The organism is Pseudomonas syringae (assembly GCF_021605415.1).
Lineage (GTDB): Bacteria > Pseudomonadota > Gammaproteobacteria > Pseudomonadales > Pseudomonadaceae > Aquipseudomonas > Aquipseudomonas syringae_S.
In genome coordinates this window covers 23,900-48,736 of record NZ_WKEQ01000027.1, presented here as the reverse complement: position 1 = coordinate 48,736, position 24,837 = coordinate 23,900, and the positions used below count along the sequence as shown (strand labels likewise).

The following is a 24,837-nucleotide window of genomic DNA, read 5'->3' as shown; positions in this document are numbered from 1 at the left end:
ACCGCTATCGCGAGCAAGCTCACGCCTACACTGGATCGCATTATTTTAATGGCATCACGGTGACGCTCACTTCGGGATCATGACTCCCGCCTCCCAGAATCACCCCTCGCAACGGCGACACATCGGAAAAATCCCGGCCCCAGGCCAAGGTGATGTGCTCCAGCGCCGGCTGCACATTGTTCGTCGGATCGAAATCCACCCAACCCAGTACCGGACAGAACACCGACACCCAGGCATGGGACGCGTCGGCGCCGATCAGCCGTGGCTGCCCCGGTGGCGGCTGGGTCAGCAGATAGCCACTGATGTATCGCGCCGCCAACCCCCGGGAGCGCACGCACGCCAGCATCAGATGCGCAAAGTCCTGACAGACACCGCGCCGCCGCTCCAGCACTTCCACCAACGGCGTCGCCACCTGGGTCGCTTCGGCATCGAATGTGAACTCGCCGTGGATCTTTTCCATCAACGCCTGCACCCCCAGCAACATTGGCCGCCCCGCCGGGAAACAGCTTTCGGCAAACTCAACAAAGTCGCGCTTGAGATGCACGTACGGTGACTCAAAACGATAACGGCAAGCGTCCAGCATTTCGGCAGACAACCGCTGACTGCTGTAGGTCAACGCCTGGCGGGTCGACTCCCACGCCGGGGACAGATTGAAATCCGCCACCGGCCGCGACAGCACTTCCACCGTCAGCCGTGCATTGACCTGCAATTCATCGTGGGGCCGCTCGAACGCCAACCGGGTCACCGGATTGCCGAACACGTCCAGTTCGTCACGGCGCGACGTCGGTGGCGGACTGATCTGCAAACTCTGCTCACTGCAACGTTGCCAGGCGCATTCACGCGGCCACAGGTGCGCCAGTTGTTGAGCAAGGGAAACCGGGCTGTCGTAGCGATAGCAGGTGTCGTGAAGGATTTGATAGTGAGCACTCATCAGACGGACACCGTGCGCTGGCTGACGTCATCGACATGGGCAAAATGGCGCAAGGCAAGACGATCCGACACCTGCCCGCTGACATCGGCAATCGCCTGCAGCAAATCAGCCAATCCCTCCAGCGCGGCGCGAACACTGGCCTCGCCGAACAGCGGATTCTCCAGGCAACCGAGATCAAACCGCGCCAGTCGCTCGACCAGTTGCGGCAGCCCCGGCTCTCTTGGCACGCCAAAATCGTCGTTAAGACGCTTGAGCGTTCGGGTGACCAGTTTCAACTGGAACAACACCGCATGGGGGTTCTGTTCGTCCAGCAGCAACAGGTCGAGCACCGGGATCAATTGCGCGACCGCCAAATAACGCGAGCGATAGGTGATGCTGCTGTTGCCCAATTCAAGCAGCCACTCCAGCCCGGCCTGATCGAATGCCCCGGCACCGCGCAGAAATCCCGCCAGGCTGCTGCTGAGAAACTGCAGGCGTTCGATGCGCCGGCCGATCATCAGGAAGCGCCAGCCTTCGTCACGGGTCATGTCATCCAAGGCAAATCCGGACAGCGCCGCCAGGGACATCACCAAGCGATTGAGGAAATCGAGCAACTCGCCGAAATCCGGTTCGTCGGTGTCCAGTTCGGCGGCTTCACGCTGCAGCTCCACCAATGCCTGCCAGTTTTCCCGGGACAGTTTGCCGCGCACTTGCGAAGCCGCCCATTGCAAGCGTTGCAAGTTGGAGCGCAGGCTGAACGACCAGTCTTCACCGAGCAACGCCGCCAGCAGACGCTCCGGCAATTCGCCTTCTTCAGGCAACAACATCAGTCGTTCGCCAAGCTCGACCGCCGCTTGCAGGGCTTGCGGATCATCGCCATCGACATAGCGCGCGAGCATGATCCGCAAAAGTCGCGCGCTGTCATCACAGCGCTCGCAATAACGACCAAACCAGAACAGGTTTTCCACTACACGCGATGGCAGGTACGGATCGCGTCGCACCAGGTCATGCACGCCGATATTGCGCTGAGTTTTCCACTGTTCGCCGCTGGGTGGTCGATCGCCGAGCGCCCAAGTGTCTTTGCTCGCCCCGCCACGCTGCATTGACACCACTTCGGCGTCAGCATCAGCGGCCACTCGCGTCAGTCCACCAGGGAGCACGCGATAACCGTCATGACCCGCCACCGCATAGACCCGCATGCCGATGGCGCGAGGTTGCAACTGGCCGTCTTCCGCTTGCCAGACTGGCGCTTGTGACAACTGCGCGAGTTCCTGCGCGACATAGGCGTAAGGTCGTGCCTGCATGCGTGCGGCCAGCGCCTGGCGCTGTGTTTGATCTAAGTCCCGACCAAAAACCGGTGCGAAGCTTTGCGAAGGAAAGGCCGGTTTGATCAGCAGTTCCGGGAGTTTTTCCAGCGCCTGAGCCAGTACCGGCGCTTCGCCGCACCACCAGGTCGCAATCGACGGCAGGATCAGTTCTTCATTGAACAGGTATTGATTGATCCCCGGCAGAAACCCGAGAAGTCCCGGCGACTCCAGCACGCCGCTGCCCAGCGCATTGGCCACCAGTACTCGACCCTGTCGCACCGCTTCGAGCAAACCCGGGACGCCCAGCGCCGAGTCGGTGCGCAACTCCAGCGGATCGCAAAAGTCATCGTCGAGGCGCCGCATGATTGCGTGTACCCGCCGCAGTCCGCTCAGGGTTTTCAAATAGACCGTGGCATCACGCACCGTCAGGTCACTGCCTTCGACCAGCGGATAGCCGAGCTGACGCGCCAGATAAAGGTGTTCGAAATAGCTCTCGTTGAAACGTCCGGGCGTCAGCAGCACGATCAGCGGCGCTTCCTCATCGCTGGGGGCCTGACGGGCCAGGGTTTCCTGCAAGGTGCGAAAAAAACCGGCCAGATGCTGCACTTTCAGGTCGCGGTACAACTCGGGAAACGCCCGGGACACGATGGTGCGGTTTTCCAGCGCATAACCGGCGCCTGACGGTGCCTGGGTGCGATCTGCCGTGACCCACCAGCGACCGTCCGGGGTGCGCGCCAAATCCACGGCGTACAGATGCAGAAAAACCCCGTCGGGCGGTGAAATACCCTGACAGGGCCAGAGAAAATTGTTGTGCCCGAATACCAGCTCCGCCGGCAACAGGCCTTCGGCAATCAGCCGTTGCGGACCGTACAGATCCGCCAGCACCGCGTTGAGCAGTCGTGCGCGCTGGGCAATCCCCGCCGAGAGTTGCTGCCACTCGTCTGCCGCGATCACGTGGGGCAACAGATCCAGTTCCCACGGACGATCCGCCCCCTTGGGGTCGGCGTAGACGTTATAGGTGACACCGTTTTCCTGAATCTGCCGAGCCAGCAGTGCCTGACGCTGCACCAGCTGAGCCGGGGTGCTGCGCTGCAATTGATCGAATAGCCGTCGCCAATGCGGGCGCACTGCGCCACTGTCGTCGAGCAGTTCGTGATAAGTGCCCGCCGTCAGCGGGTAGCGGTCTAACAGGTCAGGCATGGAAAGCTCGGCAGACAGCAAAGAACAGTCAGACTAACGCAGGCACATGACGCCCGGATATCGGAAAAATCCGAGCGTCGTGTACGGTTTAGAAGCGTCGTAAATCGAGAGTCATCGGCAGTTCGTCATTCGTTTCGACTTGAGGTATAGGAAGTTTCCCCGGCGTGTGTCCGACTCGGAAAAACCGCGCCATGCGCCGACTTTCGGCCTCGTTGGCATTGACCGGCAAGGTTTCGTAGTTGCGCCCGCCGGGATGCGCGACGTGGTACTGGCAACCACCCAGCGAGCGCGCCATCCACGTATCCAGCAAGTCGAACACCAGCGGCGCGTGCACCGGGATGGTCGGTTGCAGGCAGTTGGCCGGTTGCCAGGCGCGAAACCGCACGCCGGCAACATACTCCCCCACCCGCCCGGTCGGTTGCAGTGGCACCGCAATGCCATTGCATGTCAGTAAATAACGCTGCGGTGCCAGCCCGGTAAGCTTGACCTGCAAACGCTCCAGCGATGAATCGACATAACGCACCGTGCCGCCAACCGCTCCCTCCTCGCCCAGCACATGCCAAGGCTCAAGCGCCTGGCGCAACTCCAGCTCGACACCGTTGACCGCGTAGTCACCGACCTTGGGAAAACGGAACTCCAGATGCGCGGCGAACCACTCGGCCCGCAGCGGATAACCGGCCGCGTTGAGTTCAACAATGACGTCGGCAAAATCCTGCTCGATAAAGTGCGGCAGCATGAAACGGTCATGCAGCTCAGTGCCCCAGCGCGCCAGTTTCGCTGGCGCATAGGGCTCACGCCAGAACCGCGCCACCAGTGCCCGCAGCAGCAATTGTTGTACAAGGCTCATGCGTGCGTGGGGCGGCATTTCAAAGGCGCGCAACTCCAGCAGGCCGAGGCGCCCGGTGGTACCGTCCGGCGAATACAGCTTGTCGATGCAGAATTCGGCGCGATGGGTATTGCCGGTGACATCAATCAGCAGGTTACGCAACAACCGATCGACCAGCCATGGCGCACATTCCTCGCCCGGCTCCGGCATTTGTGCAAAGGCGATTTCCAGCTCATACAAGGCGTCGTTACGCGCCTCGTCGACACGTGGCGCCTGGGATGTCGGGCCAACGAACAATCCGGAAAACAGATAGGACAACGATGGATGGTTGTGCCAGTAACTGATCAGACTGCGCAGCAGGTCGGGACGCCGCAAAAACGGTGAGTCAGCCGGCGTCGCGCCACCGAGTACAAAATGATTACCGCCGCCGGTGCCGGTGTGCCGCCCATCGATCAGAAATTTCTCGGTGGTCAGTCGGTTTTGTCGCGCCTGATCGTAGAGAAACTCCGTGCGCTCAACCAGTTCGTCCCAGGTCGAGGACGGTTGCACGTTGACTTCAATCACCCCCGGATCGGGCGTGATGCGGAAATTGCTCAAGCGCGGATCGCTCGGCGGTTCATAGCCTTCCAGCAGCACCGGGCAATGCAGTTCTTCAGCGGTGGCTTCGATGGCCGCCACCAGTTCCAGATAATCCTCGACGCGCTCCAGCGGCGGCATGAACAGATACAAACGCCCTTCCCGCGCTTCGGCGCAGAACGCGGTGCGGGTCAGCCAGTCGGCGGATTCGTCGATCTCTGGCGCGCGCTCTTCCGGCGCGGCAGAGTCACCGTGACTGCCAAGTTGCGCCGTGTCAGGCAGCTCGGCGAAGTCCTGATTCGGATCCTGTGGGTGAATAAACGGATACTCGGCGGCTTTCACCCACGGTTGCGAACCCAGGGGCAGCCGATAGCCCAGCGGCGAGTCCCCCGGCACTAACCGACAGTGCTCGTCACGCAGATACCAGCGCCCGCTCTGCCATTGATCGCCCTTGGCCGTACGGGCCAGCGGCAGTACTTGGCCGATGACTTTATCCAGCCCCTGGCTGAACACTTTGCGCAACCGCGCGCGCTCAAGCGGTTCTTCCAGGCGTGAATCTTCGGCGCTGACATTGCTCGGCAACGCGCCCTCGCGCCAGAGGTAATAGAAATTGTCCTCAAAGGCCGGAAAGACAAAGCGCGCCGGCAGTTTCAGGCGTTCGGCGACGCTGGCGAGAAAGCGCCCGGCCAGCGCGCCGTCAGCGCCGTAGTCCTGTTGCTCATCGGCAATCAAGGCGTTGTTGTGCCAGATCGGCACGCCGTCGCGCCGCCAGTAACAGTTGAGCGACCAGCGCGGCAGTTGCTCGCCGGGATACCACTTGCCCTGGCCAAAATGCACCAGACCGTCAGGCGCATAACGCTGGCGCATGCGCTGGAACAGTTCGGCGGAAAGTTCGCGTTTGTCCGGCCCCAGCGCGGCGGTGTTCCATTCGGCGCCGTCGGGATCATCGATGGACACGAAGGTCGGTTCACCGCCCATGGTCAGGCGCACGTCGCCCTCCAACAGATCGGCATCGATCTGCCGACCCAGCGTTTGAATCGCCAGCCATTGTTCCTCGGTGTAGGGCTTGGTGACCCGCGGTGCCTCCCAAATCCGCTCGACCGACATTTCGTGGCTGAATTCGCACTCGCAAGGTTCAACCAAGCCACTGATCGGTGCCGCCGAGGATGGATCGGGACTACAGGCCAACGGAATATGCCCTTCACCGGCGAACAGCCCGGAGGTCGCGTCGAGGCCGATCCAGCCCGCGCCGGGCAAATAAACCTCGCACCAAGCGTGCAGATCAGTGAAGTCCACCTCAGTGCCGGACGGGCCGTCGAGGCTTTTCACGTCGGCGGTGAGTTGAATCAGGTAGCCGGAAACGAACCGCGCCGCCAAGCCGAGATTACGCAGCAGCTGCACCAGCAGCCACGCCGAATCGCGGCAGGAGCCGGAGGCGTGTTCGAGGGTGTGTTCCGGGGTTTGCACACCCGGCTCCATACGGATCAGATAACCGATGTCATCGCTCAGGCGCTGATTAAGCGCAACCAGAAAGTCCACGGCTGGCAGCGGCGTGCGGTCGATACCGTCCAGATAGGCCTGGAATCTCGGCGTCAGCGGCAGGGTTTCGAGGTACGGCGCCAGCTCTTTTTGCTCATCGGCGGCATAGTTGAACGGGATTTTCTCGGCGTAGGGCTCAAGGAAAAAGTCGAACGGGTTGAACACCGCCATCTCCGCCAGCAGGTCGACTTCGATCCGCAGTTCCTCGGTTTTCTCCGGGAACACCAGTCGCGCCAGGTAATTGCCCTGGGGATCCTGCTGCCAATTGATGAAATGCTGCTCGGGGGAGATTTTCAGCGCATAGGACAGGATCCGCGTGCGACTGTGGGCGGCCGGGCGCAACCGCACAATTTGTGGGCCAAGCTCGACGGCGCGGTCGTAGCGGTAATGCGTGACGTGATGCAATGCGACATGAATCGACACGGCGTGCCTCCTGCGAGCCTAGAGCGTATTCGAAAGCGCGCAAGACTTATGCCATGCAGGTGCAGGAGCGCTTTCCCGGAATGCTCAAGGCAGTACAGCACCAAAATCGGGCAATGCGCAGAAATGGTTGGACGGAGTTGCACGTAAATGTTGCAGCCCGCGCTGCTCGTTCCCACGCTCTGCATGGGAACGAGCAGTCGCAAAAAAAAAAACGCCAACCCGAGGGTTGGCGTGTTGTTCTTATCCAGCAGCGCTTAGCGGGGCACGACGGGTTTGCGAGCCGGCTTCGGCCCTTTGCCCTTGGCGGCGTCCTTGCGCTCCTTGGCCGCTTGCTGGTTGCGGGCGAACGCCGCTGCCTTGGCTTGTTCGCGCTTGTCCCACGGATTGCCGCCGTCGCTGGCGCGAGGTGGCAGCCCCGTGTGCTGGGTGAGGATCTTGGTGGTCTTTTCCTTGGCCACTTTATGGCTGCCGGCCGGCGTCGAGTTCTTGCGACGAGCACTCTGGTAGCTGTCGGTGGACGGCTGATGTGCCGGGATCAGTTGATCCTTGCCCGAGCCGATCAGATCGCTACGGCCCATGCGCACCAGTGCTTCGCGCAGCATCGGCCAGCCTTTCGGGTCGTGATAGCGCAGGAACGCCTTGTGCAAACGACGCTGGTCTTCGCTCTTGACGATGGTGACGCCGTCGCTCTTGTACGTGACCTTGCGCAGCGGGTTCTTGCCCGAGTGGTACATCGCGGTCGCGGTAGCCATCGGCGACGGATAAAACGCCTGGACCTGGTCGGCACGGAAACCGTTGCCCTTGAGCCACAGCGCCAGATTCATCATGTCTTCGTCGGTGGTGCCCGGGTGGGCGGCGATGAAGTACGGAATCAGATACTGCTCTTTGCCCGCTTCCTTGGTGTACTTCTCGAACATGCGCTTGAACTTGTCATAGCTGCCGATGCCCGGTTTCATCATCTGGTTGAGCGGACCTTCCTCGGTGTGTTCCGGGGCGATCTTCAGGTAACCGCCGACGTGGTGGGTCACCAGCTCCTTGACGTATTCCGGCGACTCGACCGCCAGGTCGTAACGCAGGCCGGAGGCAATCAGAATCTTTTTCACGCCCGGCAACGCGCGGGCGCTGCGGTACAGCTGAATCAGCGACGAGTGATCGGTGTTCAGGTTCGGGCAGATGCCCGGGAACACACAGGACGGCTTGCGGCAGGCGGATTCGATTTCCGGGGTCTTGCAGGCGATGCGATACATGTTCGCGGTCGGTCCGCCGAGGTCGGAAATGACGCCGGTGAAGCCTGGCACCTTGTCGCGGATCTCTTCGATTTCACGAATGATCGACTCTTCCGAACGGTTCTGGATGATCCGGCCTTCGTGCTCGGTGATCGAGCAGAACGTGCAGCCACCGAAACAGCCGCGCATGATGTTCACCGAGAAACGGATCATGTCGTAGGCCGGAATCTTCTCCTTGCCATACGCTGGATGCGGAACCCGTGCGTAAGGCATGCCAAACACGTAGTCCATTTCATCGGTGGTCATCGGAATCGGCGGCGGGTTGAACCAGACGTCGACTTCGCCATGCTTCTGCACGAGCGCGCGGGCATTGCCCGGGTTGGTTTCCAGGTGCAACACGCGGTTGGCGTGGGCATACAGAACGGCGTCGTTACGGACTTTTTCAACCGACGGCAGACGAATCACGGTCTTGTCGCGGGTCATCTTCGGACTGGCCAAAATCTGCACGACCTTGGCCTCGCCCGGATCTTCGACCGGCCCCTTTTCCTGCTCGATGGCGCAGGCCTGGGTGTCCTGGGTATTCACGTACGGGTTGATGATCTTGTCGATCTTGCCCGGACGGTCGATGCGCGTGGAGTCGACTTCGTACCAGCCCTGCGGCGTGTCACGACGAATGAACGCGGTGCCGCGCACATCGGTGATGTCTTCGATTTTGTGACCGTAGGACAGACGCTGGGCGACTTCGACAATGGCGCGTTCGGCGTTGCCGTACAGCAGAATGTCGGCGCTGGCATCGATCAGGATCGAGTTACGCACGCGATCCTGCCAGTAATCGTAGTGAGCAATGCGGCGCAGCGAAGCTTCGATGCCGCCGAGCACGATTGGCACGTGCTTGTAGGCTTCCTTGCAGCGCTGGCTGTAAACCAGGCTCGCGCGATCCGGACGCTTGCCGGCCATGCCACCAGGCGTGTACGCGTCATCGGAGCGGATTTTCTTGTCGGCGGTGTAGCGGTTGATCATCGAGTCCATGTTGCCGGCCGCGACACCGAAGAACAGGTTCGGCTCGCCGAGCTTCATGAAATCGTCTTTGGACTGCCAGTTCGGCTGGGCAATGATCCCGACGCGGAAGCCCTGGGACTCCAGCAGCCGGCCGATGATCGCCATGCCGAACGATGGGTGATCGACGTACGCATCACCGGTGACGATGATGATGTCGCACGAATCCCAGCCGAGCTGATCCATCTCCTCCCTGCTCATCGGCAGGAATGGCGCTGGCCCGAAACATTCGGCCCAATATTTTGGATAGTCAAATAACGGCTTGGCTGTTTGCATGTCGATGACCGGTGTAGAGATGAAAAATCGCGGGCGCGGAATATAGCACAAATTTTGACCAATTCCGACGGCAATGGTCGGTTTCTCTTTATTGCGCGAGCCCGCCTCCTTCTCTGCCGAAAACAAGCGACATCTTTCGATTTCGCAAGAAGCGGGATCGATGATTTCAAACAGATCCGTCATCGGCCGATCAAAGGCTGTTACGGCAACAGGCTATTCAAGGATGAATATCATGCCCGTCAAACCACCGCTCAAAGGCACCACCCCCGTCGAAATACACACGCCCCCGCCTCGCTCCACTAATGGCGCCCCGACTCGCACCGATACCGCGCCTCGAATCGTTTCGGGGCTCACGGCGCCCTCAAGTACACGGTGGCCAAACGCTCCCGAAAAGACATTTGCAGACGTAAATCTTGATGCCATAACAACCGCACCGACCATTGTGATCCGCGAAACGCTTCCCCATTTCGTGAGCGGATCCGCACCTGCACGACGGTCACTGGATCAATACCGGGTTTTATCCACCGCCAGACTGCCCGCTGCGGATGCAGCAGGCTTGAGAATGTTCAAAGGCCGGTTGTTCGTCGATGGCGTCGACGGCGTTCTCCAGGTCGGACTGGATCGCGAGATCGGGTTGTACCGGGCGAAGCTTTCCAGCGAATTGAAACCCTCCGGGCCGATCCTTGTGAGGGATCCGAACAGCAAACGCTGGGTTGCACTGGAAGAGGCCGGAACCCTCACGTGGCCACTGAACCTCAGGCGACTGCGAAACTTGCGTGTCGATCTGGATTTCACCGGCGTCGATCCCGGTGCTGACGGGCTGCATCGATTTCAGGGAAAACTGTATGCGGTCATAGAACACCAGGCCTTTCAGGTATTGCTCGATCGCGATGCATCCTCGCCCACGCAAAACGTCTGGCGCATCGTCAACGGGAAAGATCCCGTGGCTGCAGACACCGACAATATTTACCACGCCAGTCGGCCGGGTGAGTCCTGGGCGATTACCCGAAATACCGATAATCAGTGGTTTTCCTTGCCTCTAGGCCTGCCGGGAGGCATGCATCGAAACGCCACCCAGCACTTGCTGATGCAGCGATATGTCCCGCTGAAGAATGCTTACGACGCCTTAGTTGCGTCCGATGCCAGTTTTACCAGAATGTGGCGTGATCTGGCCGGCCTGGAGCGGGGCAGCGCCACCGAAACAGCTGCGCTGGTCGCGATTGAAGTCCACGTTCGCAAGCACATCAATATGTTGACCGAATACAACCAGGCCTATGTCAAAGGCAAGGAATGGATTGGTGTGTTGAAATCCGGTGGCTTATACAAGGAAGAACTGCATGCCCAGTTCAGAGACCGGATTCTGAATTTCAACAAGCTGCTCCTTGTCATGGATCGCCGGGTATTGCCAACCCTGCAAACGATAACGCCCGAGACCTGCAAGAAAAGTATCGATCACTTGAACAAGAAACTGAAAATCCTTGAAGAACGTCAAGGCGTCATGGAGCAGATGAAAAAAAAGTTTCGTGATTCGGATTCCGAGTTCGAGGAGTTGAATGCTGGAGTACCCAACGCCGACTCGGTCAACCGCAGCCTGTTCAATTTCTATCTGCGCCTGTATTCGGATGCCCCGGACATCTTGCCTGACGTCGGCCTTCAGACGTTTGCCGCGCTGGAGTTTTTCGTCAGGGATCTGAAGAACGTTTCTCCAGAGTCGAGGCCCGGGATTCTGCGCATGGCGCTGGAGCAAATAACCGTAGAGAAAAGCCAGTTCGAACTGATGCTTTCCAACGGCGCTCCGGCCAAAGCCGAATACATCCGCGGCATGCTAAATGTCATCGACGCGTTTGAGTTGAAGATTGAAAGGAAACTCAGCGATATCTATCACGCATTCGCCAGTAACGCTGAACTGCCAAGCCATGACCAGGACATCGATTTCGATTTCATACCCCCTCAGCCAAGCGACTCCAATACTCCGGCAGCGCCGAGAAAAGTCTTCCGTGTCCGTCAGCACGGCACGTACAAAATGCTGGTCGGAGAAAAGGAAACCGCGGCGGATGGCAGTGTCACGGTTAAGATCGACGATCCTTTCAAACCCGGTCAGCCCCCGCAGCGCTATGAGAAACGCCAGGGCGAATGGCAACCGGTATCCGCAAGCCCACCGCTGTTGTCGCGAGCACAGCTGATCAGCGAAGCAAACAATCGTCTGGCCGAGGTGGACGCACAAGTTGATCAGGCCCGTCATGATGAAGCTGCGGGCTCGCCTGCCGCGAACATTCTTGAGTTTCTCAGCGCGAAGGCGGATTTGCTCAGCCAGCAGGCGAAACGCCTGGAAAACACCGAGGGGACAGCCAGTGACGTCGACATCGCTCAACTGATTCAGAAGCTGAAAACGGCCGCTGACCGGATGAACAGCGAAGGCCAGAGCATCCTGCTGCGCATGTACAAGAACAAGGACGTGCTCGACGCGTTGCGCCTGAATTACTTGCTGGATCATCAAGAGCTGAACGTGATCAAAACCATCGATCGAGAGCTCAAAGGCAAGGGCAAGAAAAAGTCGTTTCTGGACGTCTATTCAATCAACGATCGGGTCGATAATTCGCCGTTATGGGAAGCGCATTTTCACTACGACAGAAAAGACCGTCCCGCCCTCGACTACGCCATTAAGGGCGCGAACATGAAAACGCTGGCACAGAGCAGACTGGGCGCCGAGTTTCAGCAGCAGGAGGAACTGGCCGGCCGGCCTCACCAGAAGATCTGGCGAGTGGTAATCAGCCCGAAGATTGCGCAGAAGCTGTTCGATCAAGCGCAGTGATCGAACGGCCTATGGCTGACATCACTCGTCGTCGTCGAAGTTGTAACTGCCCGGCGCGAGGTTTTCGAAGCGAGTGTATTTGCCGATGAACGCCAAGCGAATGAAGCCGATCGGGCCGTTCCGCTGCTTGCCGATGATGATTTCGGCGATGCCCTTGTGTTCGGTCTCCGGGTGATACACCTCGTCCCGGTAAACAAACATGATGACGTCGGCGTCCTGCTCGATCGCTCCGGATTCACGCAAGTCGGAGTTTACCGGGCGCTTGTTCGGGCGTTGTTCCAGGGAGCGGTTGAGCTGGGACAGCGCCACCACCGGGCAGTTGAATTCCTTGGCCAGCGCCTTTAGAGATCGCGAGATTTCGGAAATTTCGTTGGTTCGGTTGTCACCGCTGGAACCGGGAATCTGCATTAGCTGCAGGTAGTCGATCATGATCAGTCCGACTTCACCGTGCTCGCGCACCAGACGCCGGGTGCGCGCACGCATTTCCGACGGGCTGATGCCGGCGGTGTCATCAATGAACAACTTGCGGTCGTTGAGCAGGTTGACCGCCGACGTCAGGCGTGGCCAATCGTCGTCTTCCAACTGGCCGGAACGCACCTTGGTCTGGTCGATGCGACCCAGCGAAGACAGCATACGCATGATCAACGATTCGCCTGGCATCTCGAGGGAGTACACCAGTACCGCTTTTTCGCTGCGCAGTACGGCGTTTTCCACGAGGTTCATCGCGAAGGTGGTTTTACCCATCGATGGACGGCCGGCGACGATGATCAGGTCGGACGGTTGCAGACCGCTGGTTTTCTCATCGAGGTCGGTATAGCCCGTGGACAAACCGGTGATGGCGTTGTCGGTGTTGAACAGGGTGTCGATACGGTCGATGGCTTTGGTCAGCAGATCGTTGACGCCCACCGGGCCACCGGTTTTCGGCCGGGCCTCAGCGATCTGGAAGATTTGCCGCTCGGCTTCGTCGAGGATCTCGGCGGCGGTACGACCTTCCGGATTGAAGGCGCTGTCGGCAATTTCGGTGCTGATACCGATCAACTGGCGCAGCGTGGCCCGCTCGCGGACGATTTGCGCATAGGCCTTGATGTTGGCGACGGACGGCGTGTTTTTCGCCAGCTCGCCCAGATAGCCGAGACCGCCGACTTGCGAGGTCTGACCTTCCTTGTCCAGTTGCTCGGACAGGGTCACGACGTCGATCGGCATGTTCTGATCGGCCAGTTTGGCGATCGCACGGAAAATCAGACGGTGGTCATGTCGATAGAAATCGCCGTCGGAGACTTGATCGAGCACGCGTTCCCAGGCGTTGTTATCCAGCATCAGACCACCGAGCACGGCCTGTTCGGCCTCGATGGAATGCGGCGGAACCTTAAGGGAGGCAGTTTGCAGATCGTATTGCTCGGGTGCGGAGATTTCGTTCATGGCCACTTGGTTTTGGAAAACTCGGTTGAAAAACGGGGATTACAGAAAGACAAAGGGCACGACCTGTAAACAGGATCGTGCCCGATGTTAACCGCCTGACGGACAAGCCGCCAGCCGATCAGGTGTTGCTTAAGCTGCTACCACGACAACGCGCACGGTGGCTTCAACTTCGGCGTGCAGGTGCACGGCCACGTCGAATTCACCCACGTTGCGGATGGTGCCGTTCGGCAGACGAACTTCGCTCTTCTGCACTTCAACGCCGGAGGCGGTCAGTGCGTCAGCGATGTCGTGAGTACCGATCGAACCGAACAGCTTGCCTTCGTCGCCAGCGGTGGCAGTGATGGTCACTTCCAGCTCGGCCAGTTGGGCAGCGCGGCTTTCAGCCGATGCTTTACGGTCTGCGGCAGCTTTTTCCAGCTCAGCACGACGCTCTTCGAACGCAGCCAGATTGGCAGCGGTCGCAGCGGTAGCTTTGCCGAAAGGCAGCAGGTAGTTACGGCCGTAACCGGCCTTAACGTTTACTTTGTCGCCCAGGTTGCCCAGGTTGGCGATTTTTTCCAGAAGGATCAGTTGCATGTGGAAATCCTCTAACTTTTAACCTTCACCGTTCGCGTTATCGGCGTCTTTCGACACGTGACGACCGCGAAAATCAATCAGGCTGTCGACCATGGCCAGAACCACGAGCAACGGATAGATCAGCTGCATGAACAGCAACAGCGTGACGTACAACCCCACCAGCCAGAAACCGGCCAGTCGCTTCTGCCCGACCAGCCCGTGAATCAAGGCAAGTCCGGCGAACACCAGCGGTACGCTGCACAACGGCGTCAACATGGCCATCTGCGCACCCAGATTGGGAGCCAGAAGCATCAACGCCAGCAGCAACATCGCTGGACCAAGCGGGATCCGGATGGCGCGAAACTCGCGACCAAAACCACCCGGGTTGTACAACAGCGCCTGCCAGTAACGCCCGACAATCAGGCTCAGCACGCTGACGATCTGCAACAAAGCCGCAATCAGGCCGGTCAGCACCGGTGCTATCAGGGACGCGAAACGCGCTTGCTCGTCTACCGACAACTGCTGGTAGGCATCACCGAGGAGCGACGGCATGACCTTTATCAAGGCCTGCGCCAGCATCTCGATCTGGGGCGCAAAAGCTGCCCCGAGCACCACTGAAAACACCAGTCCCGCCGCCACGCTGACCAGCAGCGTGCGAACCCAGGACTCGCTTGCGCGCAACACCAGCGCAAGCCCCGAAGACCCCAGCAACACCAGAAGTGCCCGTGGGTCATCGGCATACAACCACCAGACCAATGCCGGCAGCAGTCCCAGGGACAGAACGCCGAGGGCGTCCGTCAATCCGCGCCGCAGAAGCACAAGGCTTGCGGCGGCAGCACCCAACCAATACAACAACGGCAATGTTGCACACCCGGCCACTACGAGAATGGCCTGCATGCGGCCGCGCATGATGAACTCAGCTAAGGCACGCATGTCTTCAATCCTTTGCTACTTGTCGACTGCCCGGTCTCAGCGGCCGTGGCTGTCGGTGTAGGCCAGCAGGGCCAGGAAGCGGGCGCGCTTGATAGCGGTGGCCAGCTGACGCTGATAACGAGCTTTGGTACCGGTGATGCGGCTTGGAACGATTTTGCCGGTCTCGGATACGTAGGCTTTCAGAGTGTTGAGATCTTTGTAATCGATCTCTTTCACGTCTTCAGCGGTGAAGCGGCAGAATTTACGACGACGGAAGAAACGTGCCATTTGATAGGCTCCTTAAAAGGTCCGTGGATTACTCGTCAGCGTTATCGCTGTTGTCGCTGTCATCACTATCAGCGCTTTCGGCGCCTTCGTGCTCAGGACGGTCGCGACGCTCACGGCGCTCACTGCGGTTTTCTTCAGCCTTGAGCATCTCGGACTGGCCGGTAACGGCTTCGTCGCGACGGATGACCAGGTTACGGATCACTGCATCGTTGTAGCGGAAGTTGTCTTCCAGCTCGGCCAGGGCCTTGCCAGTGCATTCAACGTTCAGCATCACGTAGTGAGCCTTGTGAACATTGTTGATTGCGTAGGCCAGTTGACGACGGCCCCAATCTTCCAGACGGTGGATTTTGCCGCCGTCTTCTTCGATCAGCTTGGTGTAACGCTCAACCATGCCGCCGACTTGCTCGCTTTGATCCGGGTGGACCAAAAAGATGATTTCGTAATGACGCATGAATGCTCCTTACGGGTTGTAGCCTGCCGCTCAAAAACGGTCAGACAAGGAGTGAATGACACTTATGGACTCGCTGGCGATGGGCACATAGGTGCCTGCCGTCACAGCAAGGGGCGCAATAGTAGAGGAGCAGGGGGGAAGCTGCAAGCTGCAAGCTACAAGTGGTCAACACCTTGCTTTTAACTTGCAGCTCGAAACTTATGACTTCCGCGAAGCGGCTGCCTTCTTGGCACCGCGCTGGCGCTGGGCCTCGAACAGGCAGACGCCTGTCGCCACCGAGACGTTCAGGCTGCTGACGCTACCGGCCATCGGCAAATGCACCAGATAGTCGCAATGCTCGCGGGTCAGGCGACGCATGCCTTTACCTTCGGCACCCATGATCAGGATGGTCGGGCCGGTGAGGTCCTGATCATAAATGCTCACCTCCGCCTCGCCCGCCGTGCCAACAACCCACAGACCGCGCTGCTGAAGTTTTTCCAGGGTGCGTGCGAGGTTGGTCACTGCCACCAACGGAATCACTTCCGCCGCGCCGCAGGCCACCTTACGCACCACCGGGGTCAGCGTTGCCGACTTGTCCTTCGGCACGATCACAGCCAATGCGCCAGCAGCATCCGCCGAACGCAGGCAAGCGCCAAGGTTGTGTGGATCGGTCACGCCGTCGAGCACCAGCAGCAACGGCGCGCCTTCGGTGCGGTCGAGCAACTCGTCGAGCATCGCTTCGCCCCAGACCTGGCTAGGACTGACCTCCGCCACCACGCCCTGGTGAACGCCTTCAACCCAGGCGTCCATCTCGCGGCGCTCGGCTTGGCCGATCTGCACGCGATTTTCGTTGGCCAGCTCGACCAAGGTCTGCACACGCGGATCGTTACGCCCTTCGGCCAGCCAGATCTGCTTGACGCGTTTCGGGTGATGACGCAGCAATGCTTCTACGGCGTGCACACCGTAGATCTTTTCCAACTGACTCATGACTTGGCCTTTGGTTTACGCGCGCCACCGGCTTTGGCTGGCGCGGAACCCGCTTTCGGCGGGCCTTTACGGTGCTTGCTTGGCTTGGCTGGCTTGCCGGCGTCAGGCGCCGACCGTCCGGTCTTTCCCCCGGCTCCCGCTTTGCCACCGTTTTTGGCGTCCGACAGCAGGGCTTTTTTCATTTCGCGGCTTTTACGCAACTCGGCGTTTTTCGCCACGGCGTCGCTCGGGCGATAAGCCTCGGCAGCTTTTTCCTTCGCAGGGCGGCGACCGGCAGTTTTAGCCGGCGCAGGCTCAGCTGCTGTTTTGCCCTTGCCGACCGGAGCGGCTGTCTCGGCGCCACGTTTTTTGCGGCCAATCGGTGCGCTGATGGTTTTTTCGGCCATCTCGAAATCGATCTTGCGCTCGTCGAGATCGACGCGCATGACCCGCACTTCAACGGTGTCGCCCAGACGGAAGCTGCGACCGGTGCGCTCGCCCGCCAAGCGGTGATGCACAGGATCGAAGTGGTAGTAGTCACCCGGCAGCGCGGTGACATGCACCAGGCCTTCGACGTAGATGTCGGTCAGCTCAACAAACAGACCAAAACCGGTCACGGCCGTGATCACGCCCGGGAACGACTCGCCCACGCGGTCTTTCATAAACTCGCACTTGAGCCAGTTCACCACGTCGCGCGTGGCTTCGTCGGCACGGCGCTCGCTCATCGAGCACTGCTCGCCGAGCTGTTCCAGCGCGGGCTCGTCGTATGGATAAATGCGCGCCTTGGGAATGGTCATCGCACCGGCACGGCGAACGTGCGGGGTATCTTGCTTCGAATGGATCACGCTGCGGATTGCCCGGTGCGTGAGCAAGTCCGGGTAACGCCGAATCGGCGAAGTGAAGTGGGTATAGGCTTCGTAATTCAGGCCGAAGTGGCCGTCGTTTTCGGCGCTGTACACCGCCTGGCTCAGCGAGCGCAGCATCACGGTCTGGATCAAGTGGAAATCCGGACGATCCTTGATGCTCGCCAGCAGTGCCTGGTAGTCCTTCGGCGACGGGCCGTCCTTGCCTTTGTGCAGGGACAGGCCGAGTTCGCCAAGGAAGGCGCGCAGCTTTTCCAGACGCTCTGGCGGCGGGCCGGCGTGAACGCGATACAACGCAGGGATTTCATGCTTTTTCAGGAATTCAGCGGTGGCCACGTTGGCCGCCAGCATGCACTCCTCGATCAGTTTGTGCGCGTCGTTGCGGGTCGTCGGACGGATCTCGGCGATTTTACGCTCGGTACCGAAGATGATCCGGGTTTCCTGCGTTTCGAAATCGATCGCGCCACGCACATGACGCGCAGCCAGCAAAACCTTGTAAAGCGCATAAAGCTGCTTGAGGTGCGGCACGACGTCCGTGTATTCGCCACGCAGCTTGCGCGCTTCGGTGGCTTTCGGCGTTTCCAGCATCGCGCTGACTTTGTTGTACGTCAGACGAGCATGGGAATGGATCACCGCTTCGTAGAAGCAATAGTCAGTCATTTCGCCGGATTTGGAGATGGTCATCTCGCAAACCATGGCCAGACGATCGACCTGCGGGTTCAACGAGCACAGTCCGTTGGACAGTTGCTCAGGCAACATCGGAATCACGCGCTCAGGGAAGTACACCGAGTTGCCGCGCACCTGGGCTTCGTTGTCCAGCGCCGAACCGATTTTCACGTAGCTGGAAACGTCGGCAATCGCCACGTACAACTTCCAGCCGCCGGAGAACAGGCGCAGCTTGCCTGGCTTGGCTTCGCAGTAGACCGCATCGTCGAAGTCGCGGGCGTCTTCGCCATCGATGGTGACGAACGGCAGATGCCGCAGGTCAATACGCTTCTCTTTGTCCTTCTCTTCGACTTCCGGCTTGAGCTTGGCGGCTTCTTTGAGAACAGCTTCCGGCCACACGTGCGGAATATCGTAGGTGCGCAGGGCAACGTCGATTTCCATGCCCGGGGCCATGTAGTTGCCGACGATTTCGACAACATCACCCTGCGGCTGGAAGCGCGAGGTTGGCCAGTGCGTGATCTTCACTTCCACGAATTGACCGATCTGGGCGTTGGCGTTGCGGCCCGGAGTGACCAGCACTTCCTGCTGGATCTTCGGATTGTCCGGAAGGACAAAACCGACGCCACCCTCTTCGTAGTAACGACCCACGATGGTTTCATGGGCACGGGACACGACTTCAACGATGACGCCTTCGCGACGACCGCGACGATCCAGACCGGAAACGCGCGCCAAAGCGCGGTCGCCATCGAACACCAGACGCATTTGCGCCGGGCTCATGAACAGGTCGTCGGAACCGTCATCCGGCACCAGGAAGCCAAAGCCATCCCGGTGGCCGCTGATGCGACCAAGGATCAGGTCGAGCTTGTCGACGGGCGCATAGGTGCCACGACGTGTGTAAATAAGCTGAGCATCGCGCTCCATGGCGCGCAGACGGCGGCGCAGGGCTTCGATCTGGTCTTCCGTGGTCAGACCAAACTCTTCGACCAGTTGCTCGCGGGCAGCGGGCGAACCCCGATCAGCAAGGTGCTGAAGGATCAGTTCGCGGCTTGGAATAGGGTTTTCGTATTTTTCCGCTTCACGAGCGGCCTCGGGATCGAGGGACTGCCAATCGGCCATTAGAGAGTTTTCACCTTGTCTATATGCGGGTTAGTTTGGCATAGGCGCCATGAAACGGGAAATTTCAGACTATAGAAGGCGTAACTCAAGCTTTGTAACGCCGTCGCGAAGTCGTTTTCAACACCACCGGTAAAAAAAACCGCTTTTTTTGATGCCGGGGGTTTACAGTTAAAAAGGTGCTCCGTATAGTGCGCGCCATCGACGACGTACACGCGCAGTCGATGATGCCCAGGTGGTGAAATTGGTAGACACGCCAGCTTCAGGTGCTGGTGACCTTACGGTCGTGGAAGTTCGAGTCTTCTCCTGGGCACCAATTTCGAGTTTGAGACTAGATCAGTTTCAAGGCTCACACAAAAACCCGCGAAAGCGGGTTTTTGCATTCTAAGAAATCGATTTGTTAAAACCGGTTTATTAAAATTAAATCAGGGGTTTACAGATCAAAAAGCGCTCCGTATAGTGCGCCACATCAACAGCGGCAACGCTCGCGATGATTGCCCAGATGGTGAAATTGGTAGACACGCCAGCTTCAGGTGCTGGTGACCTTACGGTCGTGGAAGTTCGAGTCTTCTTCTGGGCACCAATTCAAATTCGAGGTTACGGCCTTGAGTTTCACAAAAACCCGCGAAAGCGGGTTTTTGCGTTTCTGCCCTTTGGAAATGCACATCCCATGGGAGCTGCCACAGACTGTGATCTTTTGATCTTGCAAATCAACGTCAAAAGATCGCAGCCTGCGGCAGCTCCTATAAAGGCATTTTTCAACCGCAATGGCAGTCCGACGTAACGGCGCGGAGCGCACCTGAGAAACAATATCGTTTATCATTGTTGCAAGTTTTTACAATGCGACAGTGAGGAACCCTGCGAATGATGTTTCGAAATACCCTGCGCCGAGGTCTGACCTTTACCCTCCTCGGCCTGGCACTCGCCACTCCCCTCACCCAGGCTGCCGACACGGTTTCCCTGACGCTCTACAACGGCCAACACAAGGAAGTCGGTGACGCGATCGCCAAGGCGTTCGAAGCCAAGACCGGCATCCACGTCAATGTGCGCAAGGGCAGCAGCAATCAGCTCGCCAGCCAGATCGTCGAAGAAGGCGACCGCTCACCTGCCGACGTGATCTACACCGAAGAATCCCCGCCGCTGAACAAACTCGGCGAGCAAGGCCTGCTGGCCAAGGCCGATGACGCCACCCTCGCCGTACTGCCGAAGGAATACGTCGCCAGCAATGGCACCTGGATCGGCGTGACTGCGCGCGTTCGCGTCGTCGCCTACAACCCGAAACTGATCGACGAAAAAGACCTGCCGAAATCAGTGATGGAATTTTCTGACCCGCAATGGCAAGGCAAAGTCGGCTTCGTGCCGACCAGCGGTGCGTTCCAGGAACAAGCTGTCGCGATCATCAAGGTGCACGGCCGCGACGCCGCCGAAGAGTGGCTGACCGGCCTGCGCGCTTTCGGCAAGACCTACAGCAACAACATGGTCGCACTCAAAGCCGTAGAAAACGGCGAAGTCGCCACGGTGCTGGTTAACAATTACTACTGGTTCGCCCTGGAACGAGAGAAAGGCAAGCTCGACTCGAAACTGCATTATTTCACCGGCGGTGACGTCGGCGGGCTGATCACGGTTTCCAGCGCTGCCGTGCTGAAATCGAGCAAGCATCCGAAAGAGGCCCAGCAATTCCTCGCCTACATGGCCAGCGAAGAAGGTCAGCGTGTGATCACTCAAACCACCGCTGAATACCCACTGCATAAAGGCATGGAATCGGATCGCGGCCTCAAGCCGTTCAGCGAGTTGCAAGCACCGAACGTCACGCCAGCCGACCTGGGTAATGCCGAAGAAGCGCTGGAACTGGAACGTGAAGTTGGCCTGAACTGATGACCCCATCGTTATCCGCCCCCGCCTCGCGCGGGGGTTACGTGCCACGGCGCAAGCGGCCGTCAATCTGGTTGCTGCTGCCGGTATTGCTGCTGGTGGTGTTGAGCCTGTTGCCGCTGGCCTACGTCGGACTGAAAGCCTGGCAGGCCGGATGGGCGGAGGCGCTGCACTTATTGTGGCGACCTTATGTCTTTGGCTTGCTGCGCAATACGTTGGCGTTGATGGTCGGCGTGACACTGACCTGCGGCGTGGTCGGCCTGTCGCTGGCCTGGCTGCTGGAGCGCAGCAATTTGCCTGGGCGCCGTCTATGGGGCGTGATTCTGTGCCTGCCCTTCGCGGTGCCAGCGTTTGTCAGCAGCTTCACCTGGGTGTCGTTGAGCGCACAGTTCGAAGGCCTCGGCGGTGCGATTCTGGTGATGAGCCTGTCGAAATACCCGCTGATTTTTTTGCCGGTTGCCGCCACCCTGCGCAACCTTGATCCTTCCCTCGAAGAATCCGCCCGCACACTTGGACAGAATCGTTGGGGCGTGTTCTTTCGCGTCACCCTGCCCTTGCTCTGGCCCTCGCTGCTGGCCGGCTCTCTGCTGATTGCCTTACACATGCTGGTGGAATTCGGCGCATTGTCGATCATCGGCCTGCAAACCTTTACCACCGCGATCTATCAGCAATTCGAACTCGAATTCAGCAACGCCAACGCGGCAATGCTGTCGGCGGTGCTGCTTGCACTGTGCCTGATGTTGTTGTGGCTGGAATTGCGCGCGCGTGGCAAGGGCCGTCACGTGCGAATTGGCCAGGGCGCCGCACGGCGCGCCGAGCAAGTGAAGCTCGGGAAATGGACGGCGGCCGGTCAGGTGTATTGCCTGCTGCTGGCGATCATTGGCAGCGGTATTCCGCTGGGCATGCTCGGTTATTGGTTGGCGGTGGGATCGTCGGCAGCGTTTCCGGTCGCCGCGATCACCGAAGCATTGCTTTCGTCGCTTGCGCTTTCGCTGGGCGGCGCAGCGTTGTGCCTGGCGCTGGCCGTACCGGTCGGCTTGCTGGTGGTGCGTTACAAGGGGCAATTGGCAATCTGGGCCGAGCGCTTGCCATATCTATTGCACGCGCTGCCGGGACTGGTCATCGCCCTGACGCTGGTGTATTTCGCCCTGCATTACGTGCCGGCGCTGTATCAGACGTCGGCACTGCTGTTGATCGCCTATGCCCTGCTGTTTCTGCCACTGGCGCAGGCGCCGATCCGCACGGCACTGAACAAGGCTGCACCGCAACTGGAAGAGGCGGCACGCACGCTGGGCGCCTCGTCGTTCAGCGCGTTTTGCCGGGTGACCCTGCCGATCATTTTTCCGGCGCTGGGCGCAGCGTTTGCGCTGGTGTTCCTGGATGCAATGAAGGAATTGACGGCGACTTTACTGTTGAGCCCGACCGGGCTCAACACGTTGGCGACCGAAGTGTGGGCGCACACCGCGAATGTCGAGTTTGCGGCGGCGGCGCCATATGCAGCGTTGTTGATTGTGGTGTCGGGGTTGCCGGTTTATCTGCTGACGACGCGGATGTATTTGAGCCGCTGATGCCGCCTTCGCGAGCAGGCTCGCTCCCACAGGGAAAGGCATTCCAACGTGGAAGCGAGCCTGCTCGTGAAGCAGCCCGCCAGAACAGCTTCAAGCCCTGAACTGGCCCAGGCTCGCCTTCAACTGCGCCGCCAGCCCATCCAGCACTTTGCCGCTGGCCGTGGTCGCCACCACCGCCTGCGCCGCTTTCTCGGCCTGAGCGTGAATCGTCTCGACCCGCCCGCGCACTGCCTGCGCACCTTGCGCCTGATGCGCCGCCGCCTGAGTCGCCAGACCAATCGCCGCATGCACTTGTTCAACGGATGCCTGTACTGATTGCTGCAACCGTGCACTGTCGCGCAACACCAGCAAACCTTCGCTGGCCTGACGCCCGGCCTGACCGATCGCTTCTACAGCCTCGCGTGCACCTTGCTGCAGGGCAACGATGTGCGCCTGAATATCGCCGGTGGAGCTTTGCGTCTTGCTCGCCAGCGCGCGCACTTCATCCGCCACCACGGCAAAACCGCGACCGGTTTCGCCAGCACGCGCCGCTTCGATGGCGGCATTGAGTGCCAGCAAGTTGGTCTGTTCAGCAATGCCGTGGATGACAGTGAGCACGACCTCAATCTGTTCACTTTGCCGAGCCAGCCGCTCGATTACCTTGGAGCCGGTATCGACCTGCCCCGCCAGCGCTTCGATCAAACCGCCGACCTTCGCCGAGGTGCGGGTGTTTTCGTCAGTGGCCTGGCGAATGTCCACCACTTGCTTCAGCGCAGCCTGCATCGCATGGCTTTCCGATTGTGCCTCGTCGGCCATTTGCGAGAGTGCGCGAAGACTTTCGGCCACTTCATCACGCTGCATTCCCGCCGCCGCATCCGCACCGGCATTGCGCAAGGTCATCGCACCGATTTCCAGACCGGTTCGTTGCGCCACATCGCCCGCCTCACGAACGATCGGCTGCAACTTATCTACAAACCGGTTGACCGCCGACGCCATGTCGCCAATCTCATCGTTGCTGTTGATCTGCACGCGCTTGGTCAAATCGCCTTCGCCCGCCGCGAGATCGTCCATCGCGGCGTTGAGCATTTTTAAACGATTAACCACGCGATGCCCCAACACCACAGCGAGCAACAGGAGCACGCCGGCACCGACCAACGCCAGGCCCATGCCGATGCGCCACCGCAATGTCGCCGCGGCGTCTTGAACAGTGCCGGTGGTATTGGCTTTCATCTCTTCGGCGGTGGCTTGCGCCGATTGCAACCGCGCGCGCATGGCCGTGGCGCTATCCGCTGCCGCCCCCTTGAGGCTGTCACCGACCAATTGATCGCTGCTGGCAATCAGCGCCGAGAAGCGCTGATCGAGCGCGGCCAGATCGGTCTCCACCGAGGCAGTGGAGACGCCCATCAACACCTTGCCGATTTCTACACCGTTAGGGTTGATCGACGCTTCGAGGTAGTAGACCGACGGATCGTTCTTCGCCGCATCAAGCACCTTGTCGAGCGCACGCTCACCCTGGCCTTTTTCGAGCAAGGCCTTGTTAATCGGGTTTTCGCGATTGAGATAGCGCGTCAAATGCTGGCCGGTGGCGTCGTCATACACCACGAACAAGACATTGGGATTGCGCTGGGCCCGGCGAGCGAACTCGGACAAAGTCGGCACATCGCTGTCCCACATGGCGCGAGGCGCGACGGATGCGAGCAACTGGGCCATGTCGTTGGCCGAGTCTTTCAGGCTTTTTTCCAACGTCCCACGCAGTTGCGTCTGCTCGTCCTTCAGACGTGTGGATAAACCGGCGGTGAGGCGTTGGCGAGTACTGGCGGATAACTTGTCCAGGCTCGACGTGACTTCACGCCCCGCCTGCTCCAGTTCGCCGGAAAGCTTCTGGCTGTCGACGCCGAGGCGCGCACCCAGATCAGCTTCCAGCGCGGTCACCGTGCTCCGGGTAAGGGCAACGGCCACGAGCACTTGCACCAAAAGAGCGATACCGAGGGTAACGAACACTGGGCGCAACAAACGGCTTTGTAACAGCGAGAGAACGGCCGACACTGTGAATAC

Annotated in this window: 15 protein-coding genes and 2 tRNA genes; 5 read left to right on the top strand and 12 right to left on the bottom strand. The window is 59.6% G+C overall.

What is annotated here, in order from left to right; all coding sequences use genetic code 11:
- Window positions 1-40: 40 nt before the first annotated feature.
- The 4 genes from GIW69_RS18575 to GIW69_RS18560 all read right to left on the bottom strand — a co-directional run bounded on the left by GIW69_RS18575 (window position 41) and on the right by GIW69_RS18560 (window position 9,339).
- Window positions 41-931: a transglutaminase-like domain-containing protein gene (locus tag GIW69_RS18575; protein WP_236484246.1), complete on the bottom strand. Its 891-nt coding sequence runs from the start codon at window positions 929-931 to the stop codon at window positions 41-43.
- The gene (locus tag GIW69_RS18570; protein WP_236484245.1) at window positions 931-3,417 is read right to left on the bottom strand and encodes a circularly permuted type 2 ATP-grasp protein; all 2,487 of its coding nucleotides are present in this window, start codon (window positions 3,415-3,417) and stop codon (window positions 931-933) included. The genes GIW69_RS18575 and GIW69_RS18570 overlap by 1 nt, the downstream gene beginning before the upstream one ends.
- An 88-nt stretch (window positions 3,418-3,505) precedes the next feature.
- Window positions 3,506-6,781, bottom strand: a complete 3,276-nt coding sequence (locus GIW69_RS18565; protein ID WP_236484244.1) for a transglutaminase family protein — start codon at window positions 6,779-6,781, stop codon at window positions 3,506-3,508.
- A 254-nt stretch (window positions 6,782-7,035) separates the two neighbouring features.
- On the bottom strand, window positions 7,036-9,339 hold the full coding sequence (locus GIW69_RS18560; RefSeq protein WP_236484243.1) for a YgiQ family radical SAM protein: 2,304 nt from the start codon (window positions 9,337-9,339) through the stop codon (window positions 7,036-7,038).
- A 232-nt stretch (window positions 9,340-9,571) separates the two neighbouring features.
- Between GIW69_RS18560 and GIW69_RS18555 the strand changes: the two genes are divergently transcribed.
- On the top strand, window positions 9,572-12,151 hold the full coding sequence (locus tag GIW69_RS18555) for a hypothetical protein (RefSeq protein ID WP_236484242.1): 2,580 nt from the start codon (window positions 9,572-9,574) through the stop codon (window positions 12,149-12,151).
- Between the two features lie 21 nt (window positions 12,152-12,172).
- On the opposite strand, the gene dnaB is transcribed toward GIW69_RS18555, so the two are convergent.
- The 7 genes from dnaB to rnr form a co-directional block, all read right to left on the bottom strand.
- On the bottom strand, window positions 12,173-13,570 hold the full coding sequence (dnaB, locus tag GIW69_RS18550; protein ID WP_236484241.1) for a replicative DNA helicase: 1,398 nt from the start codon (window positions 13,568-13,570) through the stop codon (window positions 12,173-12,175).
- A 129-nt stretch (window positions 13,571-13,699) separates the two neighbouring features.
- Window positions 13,700-14,146: a 50S ribosomal protein L9 gene (gene rplI / locus GIW69_RS18545; protein WP_003221136.1), complete on the bottom strand. Its 447-nt coding sequence runs from the start codon at window positions 14,144-14,146 to the stop codon at window positions 13,700-13,702.
- An 18-nt stretch (window positions 14,147-14,164) separates the two neighbouring features.
- Window positions 14,165-15,058 carry a hypothetical protein gene (locus GIW69_RS18540; protein ID WP_236484240.1) on the bottom strand — a complete coding sequence of 298 codons (894 nt, stop codon included), beginning with the start codon at window positions 15,056-15,058 and terminating at the stop codon, window positions 14,165-14,167.
- A gap of 36 nt (window positions 15,059-15,094) precedes the next feature.
- Window positions 15,095-15,325 carry a 30S ribosomal protein S18 gene (gene rpsR / locus GIW69_RS18535; protein ID WP_002551829.1) on the bottom strand — a complete coding sequence of 77 codons (231 nt, stop codon included), beginning with the start codon at window positions 15,323-15,325 and terminating at the stop codon, window positions 15,095-15,097.
- 28 nt (window positions 15,326-15,353) lie between these two features.
- Window positions 15,354-15,776 carry a 30S ribosomal protein S6 gene (gene rpsF / locus GIW69_RS18530; protein ID WP_008048087.1) on the bottom strand — a complete coding sequence of 141 codons (423 nt, stop codon included), beginning with the start codon at window positions 15,774-15,776 and terminating at the stop codon, window positions 15,354-15,356.
- A gap of 198 nt (window positions 15,777-15,974) precedes the next feature.
- A complete protein-coding gene (gene rlmB, locus GIW69_RS18525; protein WP_236484239.1) occupies window positions 15,975-16,742 on the bottom strand; it encodes a 23S rRNA (guanosine(2251)-2'-O)-methyltransferase RlmB in 768 nt (255 codons plus the stop codon).
- On the bottom strand, window positions 16,739-19,366 hold the full coding sequence (gene rnr, locus GIW69_RS18520; RefSeq protein WP_236484238.1) for a ribonuclease R: 2,628 nt from the start codon (window positions 19,364-19,366) through the stop codon (window positions 16,739-16,741). The genes rlmB and rnr overlap by 4 nt, the downstream gene beginning before the upstream one ends.
- Window positions 19,367-19,592: 226 nt before the next feature.
- Between rnr and GIW69_RS18515 the strand changes: the two genes are divergently transcribed.
- The 4 genes from GIW69_RS18515 (at window position 19,593) to GIW69_RS18500 (ending at window position 22,803) form a co-directional block, all read left to right on the top strand.
- A tRNA-Leu gene (locus tag GIW69_RS18515) sits at window positions 19,593-19,679 on the top strand.
- Window positions 19,680-19,859: 180 nt separating this feature from the next.
- A tRNA-Leu gene (locus GIW69_RS18510) sits at window positions 19,860-19,946 on the top strand.
- Between the two features lie 281 nt (window positions 19,947-20,227).
- The gene (locus GIW69_RS18505) at window positions 20,228-21,238 is read left to right on the top strand and encodes an extracellular solute-binding protein (protein WP_236484237.1); all 1,011 of its coding nucleotides are present in this window, start codon (window positions 20,228-20,230) and stop codon (window positions 21,236-21,238) included.
- Window positions 21,238-22,803, top strand: a complete 1,566-nt coding sequence (locus GIW69_RS18500) for an ABC transporter permease (protein ID WP_236484236.1) — start codon at window positions 21,238-21,240, stop codon at window positions 22,801-22,803. The genes GIW69_RS18505 and GIW69_RS18500 overlap by 1 nt, the downstream gene beginning before the upstream one ends.
- Window positions 22,804-22,893: 90 nt before the next feature.
- Here GIW69_RS18500 and GIW69_RS18495 read toward each other — a convergent pair whose 3' ends face one another.
- Window positions 22,894-24,828 (bottom strand): methyl-accepting chemotaxis protein, encoded by a 1,935-nt coding sequence (locus tag GIW69_RS18495; RefSeq protein ID WP_236484235.1) that lies wholly within the window; start codon window positions 24,826-24,828, stop codon window positions 22,894-22,896.
- Between the last annotated feature and the right edge of the window lie 9 nt (window positions 24,829-24,837).

Coding starts and splice junctions, on each gene's coding strand:
- GIW69_RS18575 (WP_236484246.1), bottom strand. CDS start 931: ATGAGTGCTCACTATCAAATCCTTCACGACACCTGCTATCGCTACGAC.
- GIW69_RS18570 (WP_236484245.1), bottom strand. CDS start 3,417: ATGCCTGACCTGTTAGACCGCTACCCGCTGACGGCGGGCACTTATCAC.
- GIW69_RS18560 (WP_236484243.1), bottom strand. CDS start 9,339: ATGCAAACAGCCAAGCCGTTATTTGACTATCCAAAATATTGGGCCGAA.
- GIW69_RS18555 (WP_236484242.1), top strand. CDS start 9,572: ATGCCCGTCAAACCACCGCTCAAAGGCACCACCCCCGTCGAAATACAC.
- dnaB (WP_236484241.1), bottom strand. CDS start 13,570: ATGAACGAAATCTCCGCACCCGAGCAATACGATCTGCAAACTGCCTCC.
- rplI (WP_003221136.1), bottom strand. CDS start 14,146: ATGCAACTGATCCTTCTGGAAAAAATCGCCAACCTGGGCAACCTGGGC.
- GIW69_RS18540 (WP_236484240.1), bottom strand. CDS start 15,058: ATGCGTGCCTTAGCTGAGTTCATCATGCGCGGCCGCATGCAGGCCATT.
- rpsR (WP_002551829.1), bottom strand. CDS start 15,325: ATGGCACGTTTCTTCCGTCGTCGTAAATTCTGCCGCTTCACCGCTGAA.
- rpsF (WP_008048087.1), bottom strand. CDS start 15,776: ATGCGTCATTACGAAATCATCTTTTTGGTCCACCCGGATCAAAGCGAG.
- rlmB (WP_236484239.1), bottom strand. CDS start 16,742: ATGAGTCAGTTGGAAAAGATCTACGGTGTGCACGCCGTAGAAGCATTG.
- rnr (WP_236484238.1), bottom strand. CDS start 19,366: ATGGCCGATTGGCAGTCCCTCGATCCCGAGGCCGCTCGTGAAGCGGAA.
- GIW69_RS18505 (WP_236484237.1), top strand. CDS start 20,228: ATGATGTTTCGAAATACCCTGCGCCGAGGTCTGACCTTTACCCTCCTC.
- GIW69_RS18500 (WP_236484236.1), top strand. CDS start 21,238: ATGACCCCATCGTTATCCGCCCCCGCCTCGCGCGGGGGTTACGTGCCA.